Origin of the sequence: Leclercia sp. GLN_9 (genome assembly GCF_043105735.1) — a bacterium.
Taxonomy (GTDB): domain Bacteria; phylum Pseudomonadota; class Gammaproteobacteria; order Enterobacterales; family Enterobacteriaceae; genus Enterobacter; species Enterobacter adecarboxylatus.
Genome location: NZ_JBICLV010000024.1, coordinates 12,902 through 35,579 on the forward strand (window position 1 = coordinate 12,902; position 22,678 = coordinate 35,579).

Sequence of the window (22,678 nt, forward strand, 5' to 3'; positions counted from 1 at the left end):
TGGCGTACGTGGAGCGGCAACAACAGGCCCCACTGCCAGTCAGGCCATGAACCGGTGTTGTCATGGCGGTTCACCCGGTCCGGGTTGTATGGAGCATAAGCGGAGGACAGTGGGGTTTCCCGGCACGCACTGGATCCTTGCAAGAACACGCCATATCATCCCGGGCTTACCGGTGTAGTGCTGTCCGGACAGCGCAGGAGAGAGCCCGTAATACATGGCTGCTGTTATAACCCCTTTATCAGAACAGTCAGATAACCGTGACTGACGCAGGATAAAAGGTACCTGGCGTTACTGTTGTGATTGAGGTGCCGGTAATAAATTGACCGGATTTCATTATGTTTGCCCTCTGACAAAAGGTTCTGCAGTTCCGCGTGCCGTGCCGCATGGTAAGCCACCCACCGGACATGCCCGGACAGGTTATGTTCACGATCGACGCGGGATTCTATCTGGCTCATGACAGCTGTCAGTTCGTTATCAGATGCAGCAGAGATAAGCGCTCCCGCAGCCCCATGATGCGCCAGCAGTTTCAGGCAACTGCTCCGCAGAAAACTGACTTCCTTCAGTTGGCCCGGAACGCCATTATCATAAAGGCGTAAGCCCTCATGCCAGACACACCATGCAACGTGCTTATAAAGTGACTGCATATCCACAGACATAGGGCCTCCGGTTGCGCCTATCAAAAGCAATATATAAGCCATCCAGCCGGGAAAATCCGTACTACGTAAGCCTGAAAAAGCCCCGAGGCGCCCGGTGATATCAGGCAAAATATTATCTTCCGCTTATTTTGGGTAAAGACATCTTCCTGTATTTATGAACATTTACAGAGAAAGCGTTATATATCCTATATGGAAGCGGAGCCTGAGGTGAAAATTTGTGACTCAGGGAGTCATTTTCTGTATGACTGTACGTTATCCTGTCAAAGTAATTTTGATATAATATATATTATTTAGGGCTGTAACTATTAAAAACCATACTGATATTTAGTCTTACGTCCGGATAAAACAGGAGAAAAATATGCTCTCCATACTTGTGTTTATCGGGGACAATGCGCCGCGACGTTTAGAGATAACCGAATTCAGATCACGTATAAGCTATTTGTGCCCTGACAATGTGGCACGGGAAATACCCGTAAAAGTGATATTCGGCACTTTTTTAGATTGTAAAGGTCACGCCGTGATGGTGGCTGCCGACAGGCTGGTCCCACGCGATGAAATAGCCAGGGCGCACAGGCGTTTCATCACTTGGCCGGATTTAACGAAGCAGGTTGATCAGGGTCCGACATGGACCGGGGCACACCCTCAGAATAAGGCATTTCGCAAGGCAGCTCTGAAAGAGTCCTGCTCATAAAAGTCGACGATGAGGGCCACTTTTTTGCGGGCGGATACGGCCATATCGGGTTGCCCTGGCTCACGCGACGCACGCAAAGTAATCAGCAAGTGACCTCTCCGAAATTACCCAGAAAGAAGGCTGATGCCGATAAAACAGACTGAAACCAGGCGTTATTCAGTTGAGTGCATATCCAGCATAGGATAGATTCTTACGTAGCGTTTCTGGCGTGCATTTTCGGGTGGTTTGTTACTGTTTTTAACGAGGACATGTCAGAAACGCGCTGAGCGCGTCTGAGCGTTGCATCGAACAGTTGAACTCACAGCACAGAGCAGCCAGCAACAACGCTTTCTGACTGCTATGAGCGAGGCGCGGAAGTCTGTGACAATGTCTGCACCTCACTTTATAGCAGACCGTCCAGCTGTGAACGCAGGATCATTATTGCCCTGCCTTTACCCTGTGTATGGTTTGCCGGGTGGTATTAAATTCACGCAATGGCGCTGATACTGATCCCGGAGTTAACCCGGGCAGGTTACTGGCCGGCTGAATATGCCGACAGAAATCAGGCCGTTACCCGGCAATGGCTGACGGGAAGTGATGCGTACTGGAAATGGCACACGGCTTACAATCGACATTCGGTGGCAGAAACGGCAATGTACCGTGTCAAACAGCTGTTTGGCGGGCATCTTACGTTTCGGGATTATGATGCGCAGGCTGGAGAGGCTATGGCCATGATCCGTGCCTTAAACAAAATGACGTGTGCAGGCATGCCAGAAAGTGTACAGATTGCCTGAGGAAGTCAGCCACGAGGAGCGCTTTTATCTAAATCCGATTTATTCAACAAAGCCCCGCGCATGCCGTCAGGGGGAGGTTCTGGAGCTGTCGCTCTGCGATGTCGGGGTAGTGCACGACATTGATACGCTGGCGGATCTGGCGGCGGCGGAGCAAATCCTGGCACAAGCCTGAACAGCGATTATCATTATAGGTATCGTAGAAGCGATTCAGCTTATTCTTAAGGTCATTAGGCATCACTCCTTTTCTTTTGTTAGAATCGGGCTGTGACAAAATTCATCCATCCAGGGCGAAATGAACACACAATGGAATAAATGAGCTTATGAGTGAGAATGAAACCCCAATAAAAAAGTCTGAAAACCATATTAACAAGCCGGTGTTTTTCACCTCGGCGTTGTTAATATTTCTTCTTGTCGCCTTTGCCGCGGCTTTCCCCGATCTGGCCGATAAAAACTTCAAACTTCTGCAGAATCAAATCTTCACCAACGCCAGCTGGTTTTACATTCTGGCCGTAGCGCTGATCCTCCTGAGCGTGACGTTCCTCGGGCTGTCGCGCTACGGCGATATTAAACTTGGGCCCGACCACGCCCAACCTGATTTCAGCTATCACTCCTGGTTCGCAATGCTGTTTTCCGCCGGGATGGGGATCGGCCTAATGTTCTTCGGGGTGGCAGAACCGGTGATGCATTACCTCTCTCCGCCGGTTGGTACCCCGGAAACGGTCGAAGCCGCCAAGCAGGCCATGCGCCTGACCTTCTTCCACTGGGGACTCCATGCATGGGCGATTTACGCGATAGTGGCGTTGATACTGGCCTTCTTTAGCTATCGTCACGGCTTGCCACTGACTCTGCGTTCGGCGCTGTATCCGATTATCGGGGATCGCATTTACGGACCGATTGGCCATGCGGTCGATATCTTTGCGGTTATCGGCACCGTGTTTGGCGTGGCCACCTCCCTCGGTTATGGCGTGCTGCAGGTTAACGCCGGGCTTAATCATCTCTTCGGCGTGCCAATTAGTGAAACGGTGCAGGTGATCCTGATCGTGGTCATCACTGGCCTGGCAACGATTTCGGTGGTGTCGGGACTGGATAAGGGCATTCGTATTCTGTCCGAGATCAACCTGAGCCTGGCGCTGCTGCTGCTGGTGCTGGTGCTGTTGCTGGGACCTACGGTTCTGCTGTTGAAATCGTTCGTTGAGAACACTGGCGGTTATCTGTCCGAAATGGTCAGTAAAACCTTTAATTTGTATGCCTACGAGCCTAAATCGAGCAACTGGCTAGGTGGCTGGACGCTGCTGTACTGGGGCTGGTGGCTCTCCTGGTCGCCGTTTGTCGGCATGTTTATCGCCCGCGTCTCGCGCGGCAGAACCATCCGCGAATTTGTGACCGGCGTGCTCTTCGTCCCGGCGGGTTTCACCCTGTTATGGATGACCGTCTTCGGAAACAGCGCGATTTATCTGATCATGCAGAAAGGGGCGACGGACCTCGCCAATACCGTCCAGCAGGATGTGGCCCTGGCGCTGTTTAATTTCCTTGAGCACTTCCCGTTCTCAAGCATTTTGTCGTTCATCGCCATGGCGATGGTCATCGTATTTTTTGTCACCTCGGCAGATTCCGGAGCGATGGTGGTGGATACCCTGGCCTCCGGGGGCTCCAGCAATACGCCCGTCTGGCAGCGTATTTTCTGGGCTGCACTGATGGGGCTGGTCGCCATTGCGTTGCTGATTGCGGGCGGCCTTAGCGCCTTGCAGACGGTGACCATTGCCAGCGCCCTGCCGTTCTCGGTGATTTTGTTGATATCGATATACGGATTGCTGAAAGCATTGCGACGGGACATCACCAAGCGCGACAGCCAGAATATGACCACCATTGCACCTACCGCTGCGCGTAATCCTATTCCGTGGCAGCGCAGACTGCGCAATATCGCCCATCTGCCAAAACGTTCGTTGGTTAAACGTTTTATGGATGATGTCATTCAGCCTGCCATGACAATGGTTCAGGATGAGTTGAACAAACAGAGCACCGTAAGCCATATCAACAACAGTGGCGAAGACCGTATTCGCTTCGAAGTGGATTTAGGCAATGAGCTTAACTTCATCTACGAAGTCAGACTCCGCGGTTATGTTGCTCCTACCTTTGCGATCTCCGGGCTGGATAATGAGGAGCAGCAGGCAGAACAGCATAAATACTATCGGGCTGAAATCTACCTGAAAGAAGGCGGTCAGGATTACGATGTGATGGGCTGGAATCAGGAACAGATTATCAACGATATTCTCGACCAGTATGAAAAGCATCTTCACTTCTTACATTTGGTTCGCTAATACAAAAACACCGCCTTTCGGCGGTGTTTTTCTTTATTCTGCCGGGATCTCCTCCAGGCGGGTATATAGGGGGCCGCTTGGAAAACGGAAAACATCCTACATTAAGCCTGTTTTTTAAGCAGGCATGACAGGCAGCTTTGAGCTGGATTTCAACTGATGGACGCAACACACTTACTGAACCGTTCTGCGAGTGATTCACTCCCAAGCGGTGCCGTAATGCCCATTTCTCATGAGAATGCATATAGGTAGACATTAATAACCGTTGCGTTAGCTTTCCCCATAACCACTTGGCAACTGTTAAAACCAATCCCGAGGGGGGAGAAATAGACATGCATAAACCCTAAAGTTATTATATATTTTTCTATATATATCAATAATTTCCTGGAACTTAAACACTCATCTTTAATGATGCTTTAGATCGTTGCCAGTAGGTAAAAAACGTCACAGCCAGGGATGGCGAAGGCATCAAGGTTGATCCTGTCGACTAAATCATTTGACAAGATTGAGCCTATCGCGGGCATCTCGAAGACGCTGTTCTCCGCGACGATCGTACTGTTGGGTGGTCGTAACGCTGGCGTGACCCATCGCATCTTTAACCGTAATTAAGTCCTCACCGTTATCCAGCATGGCAGTTGCGAAGGTCCTGCGCAGGTCATGTGGCGAGCACTTACCGATCCCGGCCTGCCCCTGACGCACCTGCAGGATATGGTACACCGCCTGGTCGGTGAGCCGGTTCAGTGTCACATCCCCGAAGCGGCGGATCCGCGTGAACAGCGGCCCCGGGGTTTCGCCCCGGACCTCATCGATCCAGATCTGCAGCCGCTGCCAGGCCCCGGCCGGGACGTAGGCCAGACGCTCCTTGTTCCCCTTCCCCAGCACCCGTAGCGCCCGATTGTGCGTGACAACGTCACGTAAATCTAGGCCCACGGCCTCGGACCGCCGCAGGCCACATCCCAGGATAACCGCCAGCATCGCCGCGTCCCTCGGCCCGAGGCAGCTGCGATCGGCCTCACACACGGCAAACAACGCGCGGATCTCCTCCGGCGGCAGGGCCCGACCGCTTGGCAGCCGGCTGCCACGCAGGTTCGGTACCGCCCGGATGTGCTGGAAGCTCTCAACGTCCATCAGGCGGAGCATCCAGGCTTCCTTCGCTACGCCCTTAAGAGCCGACAGATAGGTGTTAATAGTTGCCATCCCCCGGCCAGTATCGCGCAGTAACTCGGTGATTACCATGACGTGATACCGGCGAATGCTGCCCCAGTTGCAGGTGTCAGCGCTACCGGCACCAAGCATTTTGGCGACAATCCCGAGGAACGAAGCCATGGTCTGCCGGCTACGTTGGGAATTAAGGGACAATAGGTAAGCCCGGGCCGGATTTACCGGAACGTTATTGCCGGACAGCGCCGGCAGAAATGTCTCATCCAGCGGGATCGCTGCTGCCAGAAGATTACGTTCCTGTTCGTCATCAGGCATCAGGCTCATGTCAGGCTCCGGTCCGGCCGGAAAACGTCCGGCGCGCTGTGCGAAAACTCAGGGGAAATGGTCCCGTGAAGCGTACCGCAGAAAGACTACTTTTTCAAAGGTACATTTTAATAAGTAGACTTGAAGCACTTGTTCTTAGCTGTACGATTACAACATGCTTTTGATAAGCCAATAGCTTTATCTAAAAGCAATGCAAAAATGGAAGAGGATGATTCTACAATAAGCATCATTAAACTTATTGTGGGATTGATTAGCTTTTACCATTCTGATTTTTATGTTGGCACATATTAAATAATAAATAGTTAATCGAGTTTATCGAACTTCGATTCAAAAAAACGTTATGTCATTTATTCAAGAAATTGGTGAGAAAATAGGGCGCATATAAATAGGCGACTCTTGGCAACCCTCCTCGCATGTCTGGCATATGCTCATAGCAAAGTGCATAACAGGCGGTTAATGGGCTTATGCATTATCGATGGTTTTAGAGCATGTATCGATTGCAGTTTACAGTCTAGGCATTCCATACTGAAACACGGAGAAATGATATATATGGAGATATCTAACAGTAACTGGTTAGATTAAGTAAAATACTTACACAAATTATATTTTACTATTAGGAGTCCATGCCATCTTTCTGCTTGCTACTTGTACCTAGGTTGAAAGTTGCGCTACTAACAAGACACTCGGACCTTCACTAAGTTTGAATCGCCACGGGTTTAACAGACACCTCAGAGTCATTTAAGATGGCTTAAAGAGAGGTGCCCATGAGCGGTAAGCGTTATCCCGAAGAGTTTAAAACTGAAGCAGTCAAACAGGTTGTTGATCGCGGTTATTCTGTTGCCAGCGTTGCAACACGTCTCGATATCACCACCCACAACCTTTACGCCTGGATAAAGAAGTACGGTGCAGATTCTTCCACTAATAAAGAAGAGTCAGATGCTCAGGCCGAGATCCGCCGTCTCCAGAAAGAGCTGAAGCGGGTTACCGACGAACGGGACATATTAAAAAAAGCCGCGGCGTACTTCGCAAAGCTGTCCGACTGAGGTACGCCTTTATCCGTGACAACTCCTGTTGCTGGCCTGTTCGCCTGCTCTGTCGGGTGCTGGATGTTCATCCCAGTGGTTTTTACGCCTGGCTTCAGCAGCCGCATTCACAACGCCATCAGGCAGACCTGAGGCTGACAGGGCAGATTAAACAGTTCTGGCTGGAATCGGGATGCGTCTATGGTTATCGCAAAATCCATCTGGATCTGCGGGACAGCGGGCAACAGTGCGGAGTGAACAGAGTCTGGCGACTGATGAAACGTGTCGGGATAAAGGCTCAGGTCGGATACCGGAGCCCGCGGGCACGTAAAGGCGAGGCCAGTATCGTGTCGCCCAACAGGCTCCAGCGACAGTTCAATCCGGATGCTCCGGATGAGCGTTGGGTAACGGACATAACCTACATCAGGACCCACGAAGGCTGGCTGTATCTTGCCGTGGTTGTTGATCTGTTCTCACGCAAAATTATCGGCTGGTCCATGCAATCCCGGATGACAAAGGACATTGTCCTGAACGCACTGCTGATGGCTGTATGGCGGCGTAATCCCCAAAAACAGGTGCTGGTTCATTCGGATCAGGGCAGTCAGTACACAAGCCATGAGTGGCAGTCGTTCCTGAAATCACACGGCCTGGAGGGCAGCATGAGCCGTCGCGGTAACTGCCATGATAATGCGGTTGCAGAAAGCTTTTTCCAGTTGTTGAAACGTGAACGGATAAAGAAAAAGATCTACGGAACGCGGGAAGAAGCCCGCAGCGATATTTTTGATTACATCGAAATGTTTTATAACAGTAAGCGTCGGCATGGTTCCAGCGATCAGATGTCACCGACAGAATATAAAAACCAGTATTATCAACGGCTCGGAAGTGTCTAGATTATCCGTGGCGATTCAAAATCCATTATATATGGACTATGAACCGTGATTAATGAGCGGAAAACTATCAAAGATGGACTGTGGACCGTAATTGATGGATGGAAAGTTATTAGTGAATGGGTACTAGAGCATAACCTGAACTTCCTTCTGCATATCATTATCTGCCTCATTGCTAATCATTATGAACGCCCTTGTTAACTTGAGACACATGCTAAGTATCAGTCCAATAATTATAAATTACAGTTCATCTACTACTGTTTCCCTCATAGAAGGCAGCTTGTAAAATCTCCTCGTATTCCTGTTGTTTCCGGGCAGGCTGTTACTGATATTCGGCGAGGTTACATGCAGTGTTAAAGGTATACTTCAAAGGTATTCTGACTATAATTCACTGAGAATGCTCTAATATTTTGAGCATTCCCCCACATTACAGGTTAGTTGGCAGTATGGTTGCCGCACAATCTCGCAGAACGTATTGCGAGCTCCAGTTCGTCGGGCTTTGCGCCATCCTGCATGATCTGAATCGGCGTTTTTGTCACGTCTTCACTGAGTTGAATCGGCGTTTTCAGCACACCGAGACGAAGCATTGGATGCGTGTCTTCATCAAACGCGCTCATGACTTCTTTAAACCCGGGCACCAGGCCTTTATCGGTAAACTGGAAGGCCGGGAAGATATAATCGGTGTTTTGTTTAAACGCAATGAGCTGATTCTTTTTTACTTGGACATTTACTGCTTGGCGGGTGATGCCCAGCTTATCGGCCACGTCGTTAACCTTAAGGGTGCCACCAAGCTCCTGGAGGCTCTTGTAAAAAGCCTCCAGATTTTCGCGGCGACGGCGTACTTTACGCATCTCTTGTTCTGAAGCACGCGTCTTTTGTTCCATCTGAATGGAGCAGAGCAGTTGCATCAGTGAACCATCATCCAGCGTGATTGCGTCCAATGCTTGGTTTTTATCTTCAAACTCAGGCATCAGTGAGACCGCGATGTTATTAATCCTTTTCAGAAGACTTAGTTGAAAATCAGCCAGCGTCACTTTTGCGCTCAGCTCTAGTTCTGTTGTGGTATGTTTGTTCATAAGTTACCTCAGTTTGACATTTATTCTATTTTGCGTTTTTGTAATGGTCAAACTTCTGGTGATAAACCCGCAGACTCATTTATATTTAGAATCAATTACGTAATAAATGCTAGGGGCCACTTTCTGCGGCGGTTTTGAATTGCTCTATAAGTAATTTGTCCGTCAAGGTTAAGAGGTTTTTTACAGATGCCTGCAGCTCAGACAAAAAAATATGTCTGTCCGACTTGGATGTATGGGTAAATTAATAATAAATATCAATGCATTAGGACTAAAAGGACATTGCTCACCCTGAGGATGGCTTTAACCAAAAAGAAAAGTGTCCGTCTAACTTAATATTTTGATGTAACTTGTTGAATAAATACTATTTTATTATTAATTTCGTAGGAAAAACTTCCCGTTTCTATCACACGAAGAAAAGTGTCCGTCTAACTTGCAAGTTAAACTCATAATCCTTAGTCAACAAAAAATACAGAATTTGTATGCGGTACGTCCGATAGGGCAGAGTCGTTCGATCCAATCGACATCCTGGCTGACCTGCCCCCACGATTAGATACAACACTCAGTTAGTAACGTCGGAATCTTCATTCTCAGAATGACCCTTTCTCCAGCCCGCTGCAAATTCAGACGGTGTCTGATAATTCAGCGTGGAGTGCGGGCGGCATTCGTTATAATCCTGCCGCCAGTCATTAATAATTTTCCTGGCATGAACGATATCGCTGAACCAGTGCTCATTCAAACATTCATCGCGAAATCGTCAGTTAAAGCTCTCAATAAATCCGTTCTGCGTTGGCTTGCCCGGCTGGATTAAGCGCAACTCAACACCATGCTCAAAGGCCCATTGATCCAGTGCACGGCAAGTGAACTCCGGCCCCTGGTCAGTTCTTATCGTCGCCGGATAGCCTCGAAACAGTGCAATGCTGTCCAGAATACGCGTGACCTGAACGCCTGAAATCCCAAAGGCAACAGTGACCGTCAGGCATTCCTTTGTGAAATCATCGACGCAGGTAAGACACTTGATCCTGCGACCGGTGGAAAGTGCGTCCATGACGAAATCCATCGACCAGGTCAGATTGGGCGCCGCCGGACGGAGCAGCGGCAGACGTTCTGTTGCCAGCCCTTTACGACGTCTTCTGCGTTTTACACCCAGGCCACTGAGGTGATAAAGCCGGTACACGCGCTTATGATTAACATGAAGCCCTTCACGGCGCAGCAACTGCCAAATAGGGGTCCGCTTGGAAAACGGAAAATATCCTACGCTAAGCCTGTTTTTTGTACAGACCACTATCCACTGAGCGTAATGAACGGTATTTACCCTGCCCCAGCTTAAGGTTTGTCCGCCAGACGTAATCCCCACTCAGATTGATGTGCTCCCATCCCAGAGGGGACAAATGAGAAATCAGTTGCTCATTAATTGGGATCCCTTTTCGTCTCAGGGAATCTATGGCTCTTTCTATATATACCGTATTCCACAGGGAGATCGCCGCAGTCAGCAATGTCAGACCACTGGCCCGGTAGCTCTGATTCTCCAGCCCCCGATCTCTGATCTCACCCAACCGGTGCATAAAGACCGCTCGTGCAAGCGCATTGCGGGCCTCACCTTTATTCAGCCCAGCCTGTACGCGTCGGCGCAGTGATGGATCGCGAAACCAGTCCAGCATAAACAGTGCCCGTTCGATGCGTCCGATTTCCCTCAATGCCTTTGCAAGGCCATTTTGTTTAGGATAACTGGCCAGTTTTTTCATCATGAGCGATGCGGTAACAGTCCCCTGTTTTATCGAGCTTGCGAGGCGAAGTACCTCATTCCAGTGCGTCTCAATGTCTTTAAGATTCAGTGGTGTTGTGGATATCACAGATTGAAGTCCCGGATAACGCTCAGCCTTTCCCTTAATAAAAAGCCGCTTGTCGTGAAGATCCCGGATCCTTGGGGCAAAAGCGAATCCGAGCAGATGCATCAGCGCGAAAACATGCTCCGTAAAACCAGCGGTATCAGTGTAATGCTCTGTAATTTCCAGATCACTTTCGTGGTATAGCAGACCGTCAAGTACGTGGGTGGAGTCGCGCACGCGACTGATCACTTTGGTGTAAAATGGGCTGTATTGATCCGAGATATGCGTGTAAATCTGCACGCCTGGTTCCTGCCCGTATTTCAGATTGACCTGACCCGCATAACGCCCGTGACTCCCCACCCGAAAGTTCTGCCCGTCAGACGAAGACGTTGTACCATCGCCCCAAAATGCAGCCAGATGCCGCTGTTTCTGAGTATTAACCAGCTCAGCCAGCGCGGCTGAATATGTTTCATCCCTGATGTACCAGGCCTGAATGCCCTCCAGTGACGATTTTGTCACTCCCGGACAGGATTCGGCCATTTTCGTCAGCCCCAGATTGATGCCATCGGCCAGGATGGTGGTCAGTAACAACTTTCTGTCTTTTGGTCTGACGTGTTTATTTTTAAGATGCGTGAAATGGCGGGTAAAACCGGTCCAGCCGTCCACTTCATCCAGAATTTCAGTAATTTTAGGTTGAGGCAGCATGCCATAAACCAAATCGGCAAAAGGGGATGCTGCTGAAGGGACACTATTATCCAGCGGGGTTATTTTCACGCCTTTATCCGATATATCAACATCAGGTAAATCACCGACCAGCGCCATCGCATTCACTTCCTCCAGGCGCGATGCCAGAAGTGTCATACGGTTCTTGATGTACTCATGGCAATCGGTCGGAATGGCAAGGGATAGCTGATTATCACGGAGTGATTTTTCAAAATCGTCAGACGGGATCAGATAATCATCGAAATTCCGGTAGCCCTGGCTTCCGATATAACACAAACCAGCGAGGCATAACGGCGAACATCCGTGAATTTTGCCAGGTCCCGGCTACTCATTTTCCTGCCTTCGCGTGCCAGTTTCAGGAGCCGGTTCTGGTGAACGGAAAGCGCAATACCGTCAGGCAGTGCCAGCGCCTCAATCGCATTTAACCGGTCGATATGTTGCAGGACATTTTTGCCATTAATTTTTCCCGGAGGCTGGAGCAGCCAGGCCAGCCGTGAGGGTTGCTCACCCTCAGATCTCAGCAGACGGTCCAGTGCCGCTTTGTGCCCTGGTTCAAGCTGCGCGGTAAGCGCAGAAAAAACCGCCCTGTCTGCAAGCGTTGCTGCTTCAGCCAGGGTCCGCTCAATGACATCAACTGAGGGGAAAATGACATTCTTATTGTGAAGCCAGGAGAGCATTTCTTCCGCAAGCAAAAAACCTTTGTCTGTCCGCATAGCGTGGGGATAAAGGTGGCGAATGCAGGTTTTTTGCAGCGCCCGGTTGAAAGGGGATAATTCCAGATAGCGGTATAGTTCAGCCAGATGCTCCCAGCGGGTGACCTCTCTTGATGCATACTCGGCCCACAAATCAGGCTGAAGTTTCAAATGAGCCGCAAGCCGGGAAACAACCCCGTCGTGAGGGGAAATATTTTTGTCGGGAGGAAACCCCGACCCTCGCAAATAACAGAGTAAAACAGCAAAGCCCAGGCGATTTGCAGGTCTGCGGTGTTTATTAATAAGAGCGAGGTCATGTTCACTCAAAAAACACATGCGCGCCAGAAGAACGTCATCATCCGGCACAACCAGCAAGCGCTCTTTTTCTTCACTGCTGAGTATTTGTCTCCGTGGCATAAATGCTTCCTCTGCATATAGTTCGTTTTGGTTATCGCTTTACACTGACCGAAACCGGTCGGTTTCGTACACCGCTTACAGCACATGTCCGAAACTTAGTGAAATTAATTTCGGACACACGTTATAATTCGGACACCTATTTCGTACGGAAAGTTTCCCATGTCACGTGTTTTTGCCTACTGCAGGGTCTCAACTCTGGAACAGACCACAGAAAACCAGCGTCGTGAAATTGAAGCGGCGGGTTTTGCCATCAGATCCCAACGACTTATTGAGGAGCATATCAGTGGCTCGGTTGCTGCCAGCGAACGCCCCGGATTTATCCGGTTGCTAGATCGCATGGAAAATGGGGATGTACTGATTGTCACCAAACTTGACCGTCTGGGTCGTAATGCGATGGATATCCGAAAAACAGTAGAGCAACTGGCGGCTTTAGATATTCGCGTTCATTGTCTCGCACTCGGAGGCGTTGACTTGACCAGTCCGGCCGGAAAAATGACTATGCAGGTAATTTCTGCTGTAGCGGAGTTTGAGCGGGATTTGCTGCTTGAGCGAACGCATTCAGGTATTGCGAGGGCAAAAGCGGCTGGAAAACGCTTCGGTCGCCCTCCCATCCTGAGCGAGGAACAAAAGCAAACAGTGACAGAGCGCCTAAATGCTGGCATCAGTATCAGTGCTATTGCCCGGGAATTTAATACCACCCGCCAGACTATCCTTCGGGTAAAGGCTGGATTGCTGCAAGAGTGAGCGGCTGGGAAGATTATAAAAAAATCAAATGGTTATTATGAAATAAAACAGCCTTCTGGGTTCTTTTCCCCCTATTTTTTATAAAAGAGTAGACAAAAGAGGTTCGCGATATTAACCTACCAACTAGATGGTTGGCACTGATTACACCAGCTATAACTTTTATCAAGAAATTACAGGAGCCATTATGTCTACTACCGTTAAACCTTCTGCAGACGCAGCTGCGATCCACAATACCCGTGAAGCAGTTCGCAGCCAGCCTGGCCTGGGTAACCTGACTTTCCAGATGAAAGCCCGTTCCAGCGGCGGATTAACCGTTCGCACAGAGACCGGCGCCACAATCCAGAACGGCGTTATCGATACCAGCCGCGTGGGGAAATTTTCTAATATCGGTGATGAACCCGCAGGTTTACTCGGCACCGATACCGGCATGAGCCCGACTGAATACATCATGCAGGCGCTGGCTGGCTGTTATACCGCCACCCTCACCATGATGGCTGCTGAAAAAGGGATCGACCTGGACGGTATCGAGCTGGATCTTAATTTCGATATCAACCTCAACGGCTTCCTTGGGCTGGACAGCAACGTGCGTAAAGGTGCGAAATCTATTCGCGTCGATGTTCACCTTACGAGCAAGACCGCCAGTCGCGAGGAGTTAGAAGCGCTGGTCAGCGAAATGCAAAAGAATTCGCCAATCCACGATACTCTGGCTAATCCGGTTGAAATGATTACACGCCTGGCGTGATGTCAGAGATGTAATGCTGCCATTCAGAATGCAGGATGGCAGTGACGTTCAGCTCTGCACGATACTGAGTCAGTGATACAACTTGCTACGGAAAAATAGCAACAATATAATCTATCAACTAGTAGATTATATGGAGTAATTATGACAACCATGACACGGGAACGGCTGCTCAGCGAAGCAGAACACCTGATGCGCGAAAAAGGGTATTCAGCATTCAGCTATGCTGATTTATCAAAAATAGTGGGTATCACCAAGGCCAGTATTCATCACCATTTCCCGACCAAAGATATTCTGGGTGAGCAGGTGGTAATACAGGCGTTCTCTGATACGCAACGCGTATTTGAGCAGATAGAGGCTACTGAGAAAAGCGCGGAGAAAAGAATTGCGGCCTACATCGATATCTTCGCGCAAAGCCATAAAGCTTCACTACTGCCACTGTGTTGTGCGTTGTCAGCAGAGACCGCCAATCTGCCTCAGGCAATTACTGTACAGACATCACTTTATTTCGATATGCAAATCGAGTGGCTCACAAAAGTCGTCAGGGCGGGCATGGAGTCAGGTGAGTTTTCATCCCATGCCGAACCATCAGATATTGCTTTGATGATCATTAATGTCTGTGAAGGCTCAAGCGTAGTGGCGCATGCAACGGCCAGACCCGAAGTCTTCGCCAACAGCCTTAAGTATATAAAACTGCTTCTTAATACCCCTCATTCAGGAGAATGACACTATGCTGGACTGGAACAACTATCGCTCAGAGTTAATGCAACGTTTAGGCGAGTTGGGCAAACTGACCCCCGAGACCATGAAAGGCGTGGTTGCCCTGGGCAACGCAGGTAACAAAACTGACCTTTTGGGCGCAAAAGTGCGTGAACTCATTGCCCTGGCGTGCGCAGTCACAACCCGCTGCGACGGCTGTATTGCTTTTCACGCCGACGCCGCTGTGAAAGCCGGTGCAACCGACGCTGAAATTGCTGAAGCGCTGGGCGTGGCGATTAACCTCAACGCTGGCGCGGCGGTCATTTATTCAGCCCGCACTCTGGATGCCGTCGGTCAGGCACGCGGTTAAGCATTAATAAATTCCACGTTAAAAGGGCATTACTGCCCTTTTTTTATGTCCGCAATCGCCTGAGCATATACCGATGCAGGTTTCACACCCGGTATGCGTTTAACTAATTGCCCTTCATGAAATATCAGCACAGACGGCAGCCCCCAGATCTCGTATTTGGTTGTCAGCACCGGCGCCTGATCTACATTGACTTTCCCCACCTGAATATCTCCATCGAGCCGGTCTGCAAACTGACTGAACATTTCTTCGCTGGCCTGACAGGGCGGACACCAGGGTGCAGAGAAACGTACCACCGATATTCCTTTGTACTGCTCTATCTGGCGGAAATTATCTTCGTTATAAGCTGTTAATGTACGCATGGTGATGACCTCGCAAAATGAGTGACAATTCAGAAATGGCTGCGTTATGACAAAAAAATACGGCACACCCGTTGACCTACCTACTAGATGGTTGGTATATTGCCATCCATCAGATGTTTATGCAACTCCAGTGCGCGACGTCCGGTCGATGATACTTCCGGGTTGTGCAAATCCCTGCCGGGATACTCCTTTTTGTTTCTGTGAGGTATACGATGAGTAAGCTTTTCACCCCCTACAATCTGTCTGGCCTGGCGTTAAAAAACCGTGTAGTCATGGCACCGATGACCCGCACCCGCACCATGAATGACGTGCCGGATGAGGTCGTGGCTTTGTACTATGCACAGCGTGCTTCTGCTGGCCTGCTCATCACCGAAGGGATGCCGGTTTCAGAAGAAGGCCGGGGTTACCTCTATACCCCTGGTATCTACAACGACGAACACGTCCAGGGCTGGCGTAAGGTGACACAAGCGGTTCACGCCAAAGGTGGCCGTATTTTCGCGCAGCTCTGGCACGTCGGCCGTATGTCTCACGTCTCTCTTCAGCCAGGCCACATAGCGCCGGTTTCAGCGGGCACCGTTCAGGCGGTCAATACCACCGTTTTTGCGCTGACCGAATCCGGAGAACCGGGCCCGGTTGTACCAAGCCAGCCACGCGCGCTGGAAACGCATGAAGTGAAACGCATCACTGCAGACTTCGTGCACTCCGCACGCCTGGCGATGGAAGCCGGCTTTGACGGTGTGGAAATCATGGCTGCAAACGGATTCATCTTTGACCAGTTCCTCAGTAGCGAACTGAACACCCGCACCGACGAATACGGCGGCTCGGTGGAAAATCGTCAGCGTTTCCTGCTGGAGACCATTGACGCCGTGGCGGAAGCCGTGGGTAACAGCCACGTTGCCGTGCGCCTGTCACCGTTCGGCCGCATTTATGACCTCGCGCCGTATGAAGGTGAAGAGCAAACCTGGTCAGCCATCACCGACGCGCTCGGTCAGCGGGAGCTGGCTTACGTACACCTTTACTATCAGCCGGTGTACACCAAAGCGCCACTTCCGGAAGGATTCCGCCGCCGTTTTCGCAACACGTTTAAAGGCACCATCATCGCTGCCGGCGGTTTCACCCGTGATATCGCAGAGCAGGCTCTGGAAGATGATGAGCTGGATCTGGTGGCATTTGGTGTGCCCTACATCGCTAACCCGGATCTGGTTGAAAGAATGCAAAACGGCTGGCCACTGGCAGAAAGTGACCGCGCCACCTACTACGGCGTCAGTGGTTCCCCGGAAAAAGGCTATACCGATTACCCGGTCTGGCAGGCGCAATAAATCCCATACGGTCGCGGTTCTCTGATAAGTGAGACCCGACCGCCCAAGGTCTTTGAGGAATCATTATGCAAACGCTGAAACCCACCCTCACCATCGATATCTGGTCAGATTTGGTCTGCCCGTGGTGCTGGATTGCTAAGAAAAGATTTGAACAGGGTCTGAATCGCTTTGAATTTCGCGATCAGGTGGTGATCCGTCATCACAGCTACCGTCTGGCCGGTGGTACTCCCGCTATGCCTTTTAAGGATGCCATCGTTAAAAAACTGGGCAGTCAGCATTCAGCGGAGCTGATGATGAATCAGGTGGGCACCGCCGGTAAATCTGAAGGTCTGATCTACAACTTTGACGGCATGATGTTTGGTGATACAGAAGATGCACACACCCTGCTGGTTGCCGCGCGTAAGGCCGGAATTGCGGACGCGGTGGAAGAACGTTTTTATCACGGCAGTATCACCGAAGGTCGCTCTCTCTTTGACCGTCAGCAGCTCGTTGCAATGGCCGTAGAAGCCGGTATGGAGAAAGCTGACGCCGAAGCCGCTCTGGAAAATGACGATTTTCGCGCCACCGTTTCCGACGATGAAGCCCACGCACAGTCTATTGGCCTCAGCGGCGTTCCGGTTTTTGTGATGAACGAGAAATACGCCATCAGCGGGGCTCAGGGGGCAGACAACTTTTTGAATGCCCTGCGTCAGGTCTGGGATGAACAGCAAACCGAATTTTCAGCCACAGCGGGTCAGACCTGCGGAACGGATGGCTGCAGCATTTAATCCGTCAACCGCCGGCAGTTTCACACTGCCGGCAACGTCTTACCCACCAGTAATGGAGTCTGAAAATGAATACATTTTTCAAAGGTAAAAAACGGCTTTGTTGAATAAATCGAACTTTTGCTGAGTTGAAGGATCAGATCACGCATCTTCCCGACAACGCAGACCGTTCCGTGGCAAAGCAAAAGTTCAAAATCACCAACTGGCCCACCTACAATAAAGCCCTCATCAACCGTGGCTCCATAACTTTCTGGCTGGATGATGAAGCTATTCAGGCCTGGTATGAGTCAGCAACACCTTCTTCACGAGGCAGACCTCAGCGCTATTCTGACCTTGCCATCACGACTGTGCTGGTCATTAAACGCGTATTCAGGCTGACCCTGCGCGCTGCGCAGGGCTTTATTGATTCCATTTTTTCTCTGATGAACGTTCCGCTACGCTGCCCGGATTACAGCTGTGTCAGCAGGCGGGCAAAGTCGGTTAACGTCAGTTTCAAAATGCCCACCCGGGGTGAAATCGCACACCTGGTAATTGATTCCACCGGGCTGAAGGTCTTCGGTGAAGGAAAGTGGAAAGTCAAAAAGCATGGCCAGGAACGCCGTCGTATCTGGCGAAAGTTGCATCTGGCAGTTGACAGCAACACACATGAAATCATCTGTGCAGACCTGTCGCTGAACAATGTGACGGACTCAGAAGCCTTCCCGGGTCTTATCCGGCAGACTCACAGAAAAATCAGGGCAGCATCGACAGACGGCGCTTACGACACCCGGCTCTGTCACGATGAACTGCGGCGTAAGAAAATCAGCGCGCTTATCCCACCCCGAAAAGGTGCGGGTTACTGGCCCGGTGAATATGCAGACCGTAACCGTGCAGTGGCTAATCAGCGAATGACCGGGAGTAATGCGCGGTGGAAATGGACAACAGATTACAACCGTCGCTCGATAGCGGAAACGGCGATGTACCGGGTAAAACAGCTGTTCGGGGGGGCACTGACGCTGCGTGACTACGATGGTCAGGTTGCGGAGGCTATGGCCCTGGTACGAGCGCTGAACAAAATGACGAAAGCAGGTATGCCTGAAAGCGTGCGTATTGCCTGAAAACACAACCCGCTACGGGGGAGACTTACCCGAAATCTGATTTATTCAACAAAGCCACGGTGTGGATAAGCCACCGTGCCGGGGCGTTTTTGTTTCATCCAGCAGCTCACCCAGCACGGGCCTGGCGTTGTCTGCCATATCAGCACCGCATTTTTGACCCAGAATTGCCGTAAATGCCCACAGCTGCTCAGCCGTCAATCCCGCATTCAGACTGATGGCATAATGGCTTTTCAGTTGGCTGGTGACACCGGGAATTGCAGCCAGAAACGAAATGGTGGCCAGCTCCCTCGTCTGCCAGCTCAGGGTGTCACGCTGGAAAATATCACCAAACAGGTGCGTTTTAAGGAACTGGTCAATTGCAGGCGCAAAGGTAAATAGCGGGCCTGTTACGGGTTTCCCGATAAGACGCGTCTGGTTTTGCGTGCCACCTTCAAGGGCATTCCAGTTCTCAGGAAAAGAGGATGCGTCTTCTCCCGCATTATCCGTAATTCCTTGCTGCTGACGCTGTTCCACCACGCCCATAAGCACGCCAAGGGCATTCAGGCTGCGAGGAAAACCGGCATAGGCATAGAGCTGAATCAGGACTTCTTTGATTTCATTGATGGTAAGGCCTGTATCCAGCCCGTGCTGTATTTCAGCAGCGAGTTTTTCTGTGTCGCCCTTTGCGGCGAAAGCCGCAATTGGAATAATGGCCTGCTGTTTATTGTCCAGCCTGTTTTGCATAACAAATCTCCGGGTGTATTGCGAAAAAGAGAAGGGCGTGCGCCCTGATACCGGCAGTGTATGCAAAGCAGGATTCAATGATAATACGGGTAAATATGCATGGACTTATGCATGGCGCTCATTAATGCGGGGATGACATCAGCAGAATACCAAAGATGGCTCCCGGGTTAATGGCATTTTGGCTTGAGGCAGACCGGATATTGGGTGCCTGCCTCATGGCATGTGTGAGGGTTATTGATAGTGGCTATCTGCCCAGTCGAGCATATTCTCAAGTAAGGATCGCAGCAGCGCCTGAAGTTGAGGGGCCTTTTCCTCTGCATACGCATAAGGCGCCATTTCGTTCATATAATTGACCTGCGCCAGTTCAAGTTGCACGGCATGAATATTCGCGTCAGGCTGTCCGTATGCCCGGGTAATATAGCCGCCCTTAAACCGGCCATTAAGCACATGGCTGAATGGCGACTGTTTCTGACAGCAATCGACCAGACGGTCGCTCAGGGCTGCAGCGCAACTGGCGCCGCCGTTGGTACCGAGGTTCAAATCAGGCAACCGACCATCAAACAGACGCGGGATAACCGATGCAATAGAATGCGCGTCAAACAGCAGTGCATAACCAAACTGGTGTTTTATCCGCGCCAGCTCTGACTGGATACGCTGGTGGTAAGGGTGCCAGATTTGCGCCAGATAGTGCCGACGATGGGCGGCTGTCGGCGTCATGCCGGGCGTAAAGCTGTCCCGACCATCAAATAAAGTCTCCGGGTACAATCCTGTGGTGGCGGTGGTATAGAGCGGCGTATCGTCAGCAGGGCGATTCAGGTCGATAACAAAACGGGAATAATTCCCGACCAGCATACTGGCGCCGAGGGCGTGAGCAAAATCGTACAGGCGGGGAATATGCCAGTCGGTATCGCCAAGCGGGCGTGCGGCATCGCTCAGACCATTGTCGACCTCCGGCGTCAGTTGTGTTCCCGCGTGGGGAATACTGATAAGCAACGGTGCACTGCCAGCCGTGAAATGGTAAGGATCGATAATGTCAGTCATAGCTGAAAGGCTCATGGATGAACGTTTCCTCGTATTTTCCCGCGATAGACCACCGTGCAGGGCAATTGACCGCCCAGCCAGTAGATCAGTTCAGCCGGTCGCGACAGCGGCCAGTGGATAAAATCGGCAACCTTACCTTCGGCAAGCGTACCGTGAGACGCGGCCAGACCGAGGGCGCGCGCGCCGTGGCACGTAATCCCGGCCAGCGCTTCCTCCGGCGTCAGACCAAACAGTGTACAGCCCATATTCAGCATCAGGCGCAATGACAGCACCGGGGATGTCCCCGGGTTGGCATCACTCGCCAGGGCCATCGGCACCTGATACTGGCGGAAAAAATTCACGGGCGGGTGCTGTTTTTCACGCAGTAAATACCATGCGCCGGGCAGCAGGACGGCGACAGTGCCGCTGGCCGCCATGGCGTGAGCATCTTCCTGGGTGGCGTATTCAAGGTGATCCGCCGACAAGGCGTGATAGTTTGCCGCCAGTGAACTGCCATGCAGGGCAGAGAGTTGTTCCGCATGCAATTTAACCGGCAACCCCAAAGCCTGTGCAGCATCAAAAATGCGCTCGACTTGTGCTGGGGAGAACGCAAGGTGCTCACAGAATGCGTCAACGGCATCCGCCAGTTTTTCTCTGGCGACAATGGGCAGCAGGGTATCGCAAATAAAGTCGATATAGTCCTCCGCCCGGTCTTTGTACTCGGGCGGCAGGGCATGGGCGGCAAGACAGGTGGACTGAATATCGACAGGCAACAGAGTGGCTAATTTGCGGATAACCCGCAACATTTTTAATTCACTGTCCAGGGTCAGCCCGTAGCCTGACTTAATTTCAAGGCAGGTGACCCCCTCGGCCAGCAGCGGTTGCAAACGCAATAAAGCCTGCCGGAGCAGTTCCTCTTCCGTGGCGTCCCGGGTGGCGTTTACAGTGGATAAAATACCACCGCCCGCCGCGGCGATTTCTGCATAGCTTACGCCATTTAACCGCTGCTCAAATTCGGCGCTGCGGTTCCCGCCGAACACCAGATGAGTATGACAATCGATAAATCCCGGGGTAATTATCCCGCCGTCGAATACATGCTGTTGTGCATGGGGAAACGCCGGGCAGTCGGCATTACGGCCAAGCCAGACAATTTTTCCCTCCGTCACTGCCAATGCGCCGTTTTCTATCACGTTGTAACGGCCATCCTGCATGGTGACCAGCGTGGCGCCGCGCCAGACACTGTCACAGTGCGCCGGGGGCGTGACAGTAAGGCAAAGGGACGAGGCTAAGGACATAGCAGACTCCGGATGATTTATCTTGTATAGACAATTAAAGTCAACCTAACCCATAACCGAAAGGGCGGCAAGGCGGCCAGAGATAGTTTTTTCTTATCGCCAACTGTCGCGTAAAGACGGGCGGCCTGTGAATGCCGCCTGCGCCAGACGCGATTAGCCGTGACTGGTAAAACGGCCAAATAACTGATAACGCGAACCCGGGTAAATCAGGCGGGCGGACGTCACAACGCGGCTGCCGCTCCAGGTTCGCCGGTGAATCAACAGGCAGGGCTCATGCTCCTCAAGTTGCAGCAAGTGGCGTTGTTCATCGCTGGCGCTGATGGCTTCAACGCGGTGCTCCCCTGCGGTCAGCGGGGCAATATCCATCAGATAGGTATATGGCGTCTGTTTATTGAGCACCTGCCGGAGGTAATCCGGCGCCGTTTCCGGGTTAACAAAACGGTCTTCAATTTGTACCGGAACGTTATTTTCGTAATGCACAATTTGGGAGTAAAACAGCGTATCACCGATGGCAATCCCCAACTGGAGCGCTTGATCGGCGTCCGCCTGGCGGGCCTCGCACACTAAAATTTTACTGTCATGACGATGACCACGTTGGGCGATTTCATCAGCAATATTATGGACCTCAAGCATCGGTGTATAGGCTTTTGCTTCGGCGACAAACGTCCCCACGCCCTGCATGCGGATTAAAAAACCTTCGCTGGTCAGTTCGCGCAGCGCCCGGTTGATGGTCATACGGCTGACGCCAATTTCATTAACCAGCTCACTTTCCGATGGAATACGTTGGTGGGGTTTCCAGACGCCGGCGCGAATCTGGCCAATGATGGCCTGTTTCACCCGCTGATAAATGGGCGCCGGTGCATCGCTCATGGCGGCGGCCAGCTCAGATAGTGTCTGCCGGGTCACGTCTTGTTGCGCCGTACCGGCCGATGAAAAAAGGGTGGGCTCAGACATGTTTCTTACCTCTCAAAAGTGCCACAGACAAG

Annotated in this window: 18 protein-coding genes and 5 pseudogenes; 12 read left to right on the plus strand and 11 right to left on the minus strand. The window is 51.2% G+C overall.

The genetic code is table 11. The annotated features are described in order from the left end of the window. Nucleotides 1–224: 224 nt before the first annotated feature. Nucleotides 225–656: a hypothetical protein gene (locus ACF8PE_RS16560; protein WP_103181191.1), complete on the minus strand. Its 432-nt coding sequence runs from the start codon at nucleotides 654–656 to the stop codon at nucleotides 225–227. Nucleotides 657–1,400: 744 nt separating this feature from the next. Between ACF8PE_RS16560 and ACF8PE_RS16565 the strand changes: the two are divergent. Then, nucleotides 1,401–1,490, plus strand: a pseudogene (locus ACF8PE_RS16565) (hypothetical protein); the annotation flags it as partial. A 274-nt stretch (nucleotides 1,491–1,764) separates the two neighbouring features. Here ACF8PE_RS16565 and ACF8PE_RS16570 read toward each other — a convergent pair. After that, nucleotides 1,765–1,855, minus strand: a pseudogene (locus tag ACF8PE_RS16570) (helix-turn-helix domain-containing protein); the annotation flags it as partial. Here ACF8PE_RS16570 and ACF8PE_RS16575 point away from each other — a divergent pair. The 3 genes and pseudogenes from ACF8PE_RS16575 to ACF8PE_RS16585 form a co-directional block, all read left to right on the plus strand. Beyond that, a pseudogene (locus tag ACF8PE_RS16575) lies at nucleotides 1,854–2,120 on the plus strand (IS5/IS1182 family transposase); the annotation flags it as partial. The pseudogenes ACF8PE_RS16570 and ACF8PE_RS16575 sit on opposite strands and share 2 nt — an antisense overlap. Next, the gene (locus ACF8PE_RS16580) at nucleotides 2,104–2,292 is read left to right on the plus strand and encodes a hypothetical protein (RefSeq protein WP_062779880.1); all 189 of its coding nucleotides are present in this window, start codon (nucleotides 2,104–2,106) and stop codon (nucleotides 2,290–2,292) included. The pseudogene ACF8PE_RS16575 and the gene ACF8PE_RS16580, both read left to right, overlap by 17 nt. Before the next feature lie 148 nt (nucleotides 2,293–2,440). Then, entirely contained in the window at nucleotides 2,441–4,438 is a 1,998-nt protein-coding gene (locus tag ACF8PE_RS16585) for a choline BCCT transporter BetT (RefSeq protein ID WP_062779882.1), read from the plus strand. A gap of 489 nt (nucleotides 4,439–4,927) precedes the next feature. Here ACF8PE_RS16585 and ACF8PE_RS16590 read toward each other — a convergent pair whose 3' ends face one another. Further along, nucleotides 4,928–5,920, minus strand: a complete 993-nt coding sequence (locus ACF8PE_RS16590) for a tyrosine-type recombinase/integrase (RefSeq protein WP_103181193.1) — start codon at nucleotides 5,918–5,920, stop codon at nucleotides 4,928–4,930. A gap of 764 nt (nucleotides 5,921–6,684) precedes the next feature. On the opposite strand from ACF8PE_RS16590, the gene ACF8PE_RS16595 reads away from it, so the two are divergent. Beyond that, nucleotides 6,685–7,832 (plus strand): IS3 family transposase gene (locus tag ACF8PE_RS16595; RefSeq protein ID WP_392495076.1). Its coding sequence is split into 2 segments (ribosomal slippage): nucleotides 6,685–6,922 and nucleotides 6,922–7,832, totalling 1,149 coding nucleotides; the frame shifts between segments, so codons are not numbered across the junction. 431 nt (nucleotides 7,833–8,263) lie between these two features. On the opposite strand, the gene ACF8PE_RS16600 is transcribed toward ACF8PE_RS16595, so the two are convergent. The 3 genes and pseudogenes from ACF8PE_RS16600 to ACF8PE_RS16610 all read right to left on the minus strand — a co-directional run bounded on the left by ACF8PE_RS16600 (nucleotide 8,264) and on the right by ACF8PE_RS16610 (nucleotide 12,563). Further along, on the minus strand, nucleotides 8,264–8,905 hold the full coding sequence (locus ACF8PE_RS16600; protein WP_103181195.1) for a DNA-binding protein: 642 nt from the start codon (nucleotides 8,903–8,905) through the stop codon (nucleotides 8,264–8,266). A 559-nt stretch (nucleotides 8,906–9,464) separates the two neighbouring features. Beyond that, a pseudogene (locus ACF8PE_RS16605) lies at nucleotides 9,465–10,127 on the minus strand (IS3-like element ISSen4 family transposase); the annotation flags it as partial. Nucleotides 10,128–10,161: 34 nt separating this feature from the next. Further along, nucleotides 10,162–12,563 (minus strand): annotated as a pseudogene (locus ACF8PE_RS16610) (Tn3 family transposase). Nucleotides 12,564–12,722: 159 nt separating this feature from the next. Here ACF8PE_RS16610 and ACF8PE_RS16615 point away from each other — a divergent pair. The 4 genes from ACF8PE_RS16615 (at nucleotide 12,723) to ACF8PE_RS16630 (ending at nucleotide 15,115) form a co-directional block, all read left to right on the plus strand. Continuing rightward, on the plus strand, nucleotides 12,723–13,307 hold the full coding sequence (locus tag ACF8PE_RS16615) for a recombinase family protein (RefSeq protein WP_008502231.1): 585 nt from the start codon (nucleotides 12,723–12,725) through the stop codon (nucleotides 13,305–13,307). Nucleotides 13,308–13,491: 184 nt separating this feature from the next. After that, on the plus strand, nucleotides 13,492–14,049 hold the full coding sequence (locus tag ACF8PE_RS16620; RefSeq protein ID WP_000108589.1) for an OsmC family protein: 558 nt from the start codon (nucleotides 13,492–13,494) through the stop codon (nucleotides 14,047–14,049). Between the two features lie 141 nt (nucleotides 14,050–14,190). Beyond that, complete coding sequence (locus tag ACF8PE_RS16625) at nucleotides 14,191–14,772, plus strand: TetR/AcrR family transcriptional regulator (protein ID WP_008502230.1); 582 nt, start codon at nucleotides 14,191–14,193, stop codon at nucleotides 14,770–14,772. A 4-nt stretch (nucleotides 14,773–14,776) separates the two neighbouring features. Beyond that, nucleotides 14,777–15,115 carry a carboxymuconolactone decarboxylase family protein gene (locus ACF8PE_RS16630; RefSeq protein WP_000888080.1) on the plus strand — a complete coding sequence of 113 codons (339 nt, stop codon included), beginning with the start codon at nucleotides 14,777–14,779 and terminating at the stop codon, nucleotides 15,113–15,115. A 29-nt stretch (nucleotides 15,116–15,144) separates the two neighbouring features. On the opposite strand, the gene ACF8PE_RS16635 is transcribed toward ACF8PE_RS16630, so the two are convergent. After that, entirely contained in the window at nucleotides 15,145–15,474 is a 330-nt protein-coding gene (locus ACF8PE_RS16635) for a co-chaperone YbbN (protein ID WP_008502229.1), read from the minus strand. 212 nt (nucleotides 15,475–15,686) lie between these two features. On the opposite strand from ACF8PE_RS16635, the gene ACF8PE_RS16640 reads away from it, so the two are divergent. The 3 genes from ACF8PE_RS16640 (at nucleotide 15,687) to ACF8PE_RS16650 (ending at nucleotide 18,654) form a co-directional block, all read left to right on the plus strand. Beyond that, nucleotides 15,687–16,793, plus strand: a complete 1,107-nt coding sequence (locus ACF8PE_RS16640; protein WP_006687059.1) for an alkene reductase — start codon at nucleotides 15,687–15,689, stop codon at nucleotides 16,791–16,793. A 65-nt stretch (nucleotides 16,794–16,858) separates the two neighbouring features. Continuing rightward, nucleotides 16,859–17,560 (plus strand): DsbA family oxidoreductase, encoded by a 702-nt coding sequence (locus tag ACF8PE_RS16645; protein ID WP_008502228.1) that lies wholly within the window; start codon nucleotides 16,859–16,861, stop codon nucleotides 17,558–17,560. A 125-nt stretch (nucleotides 17,561–17,685) separates the two neighbouring features. After that, nucleotides 17,686–18,654: an IS5-like element IS903B family transposase gene (locus ACF8PE_RS16650; RefSeq protein WP_392495077.1), complete on the plus strand. Its 969-nt coding sequence runs from the start codon at nucleotides 17,686–17,688 to the stop codon at nucleotides 18,652–18,654. 45 nt (nucleotides 18,655–18,699) lie between these two features. Here the strand turns inward: ACF8PE_RS16650 and ACF8PE_RS16655 are convergent, their stop codons facing one another. From ACF8PE_RS16655 to hutC, 4 genes are all read right to left on the minus strand, one after another. Next, nucleotides 18,700–19,377 (minus strand): carboxymuconolactone decarboxylase family protein, encoded by a 678-nt coding sequence (locus ACF8PE_RS16655; protein ID WP_001181218.1) that lies wholly within the window; start codon nucleotides 19,375–19,377, stop codon nucleotides 18,700–18,702. 231 nt (nucleotides 19,378–19,608) lie between these two features. After that, entirely contained in the window at nucleotides 19,609–20,433 is an 825-nt protein-coding gene (hutG, locus tag ACF8PE_RS16660; RefSeq protein ID WP_000058769.1) for an N-formylglutamate deformylase, read from the minus strand. After that, nucleotides 20,430–21,692 carry an imidazolonepropionase gene (gene hutI, locus ACF8PE_RS16665; protein WP_001515701.1) on the minus strand — a complete coding sequence of 421 codons (1,263 nt, stop codon included), beginning with the start codon at nucleotides 21,690–21,692 and terminating at the stop codon, nucleotides 20,430–20,432. Before hutI ends, hutG begins: the two co-directional genes overlap by 4 nt. Nucleotides 21,693–21,845: 153 nt before the next feature. Beyond that, nucleotides 21,846–22,646 (minus strand): histidine utilization repressor, encoded by an 801-nt coding sequence (gene hutC, locus ACF8PE_RS16670; protein WP_001294851.1) that lies wholly within the window; start codon nucleotides 22,644–22,646, stop codon nucleotides 21,846–21,848. Nucleotides 22,647–22,678 lie beyond the last annotated feature (32 nt).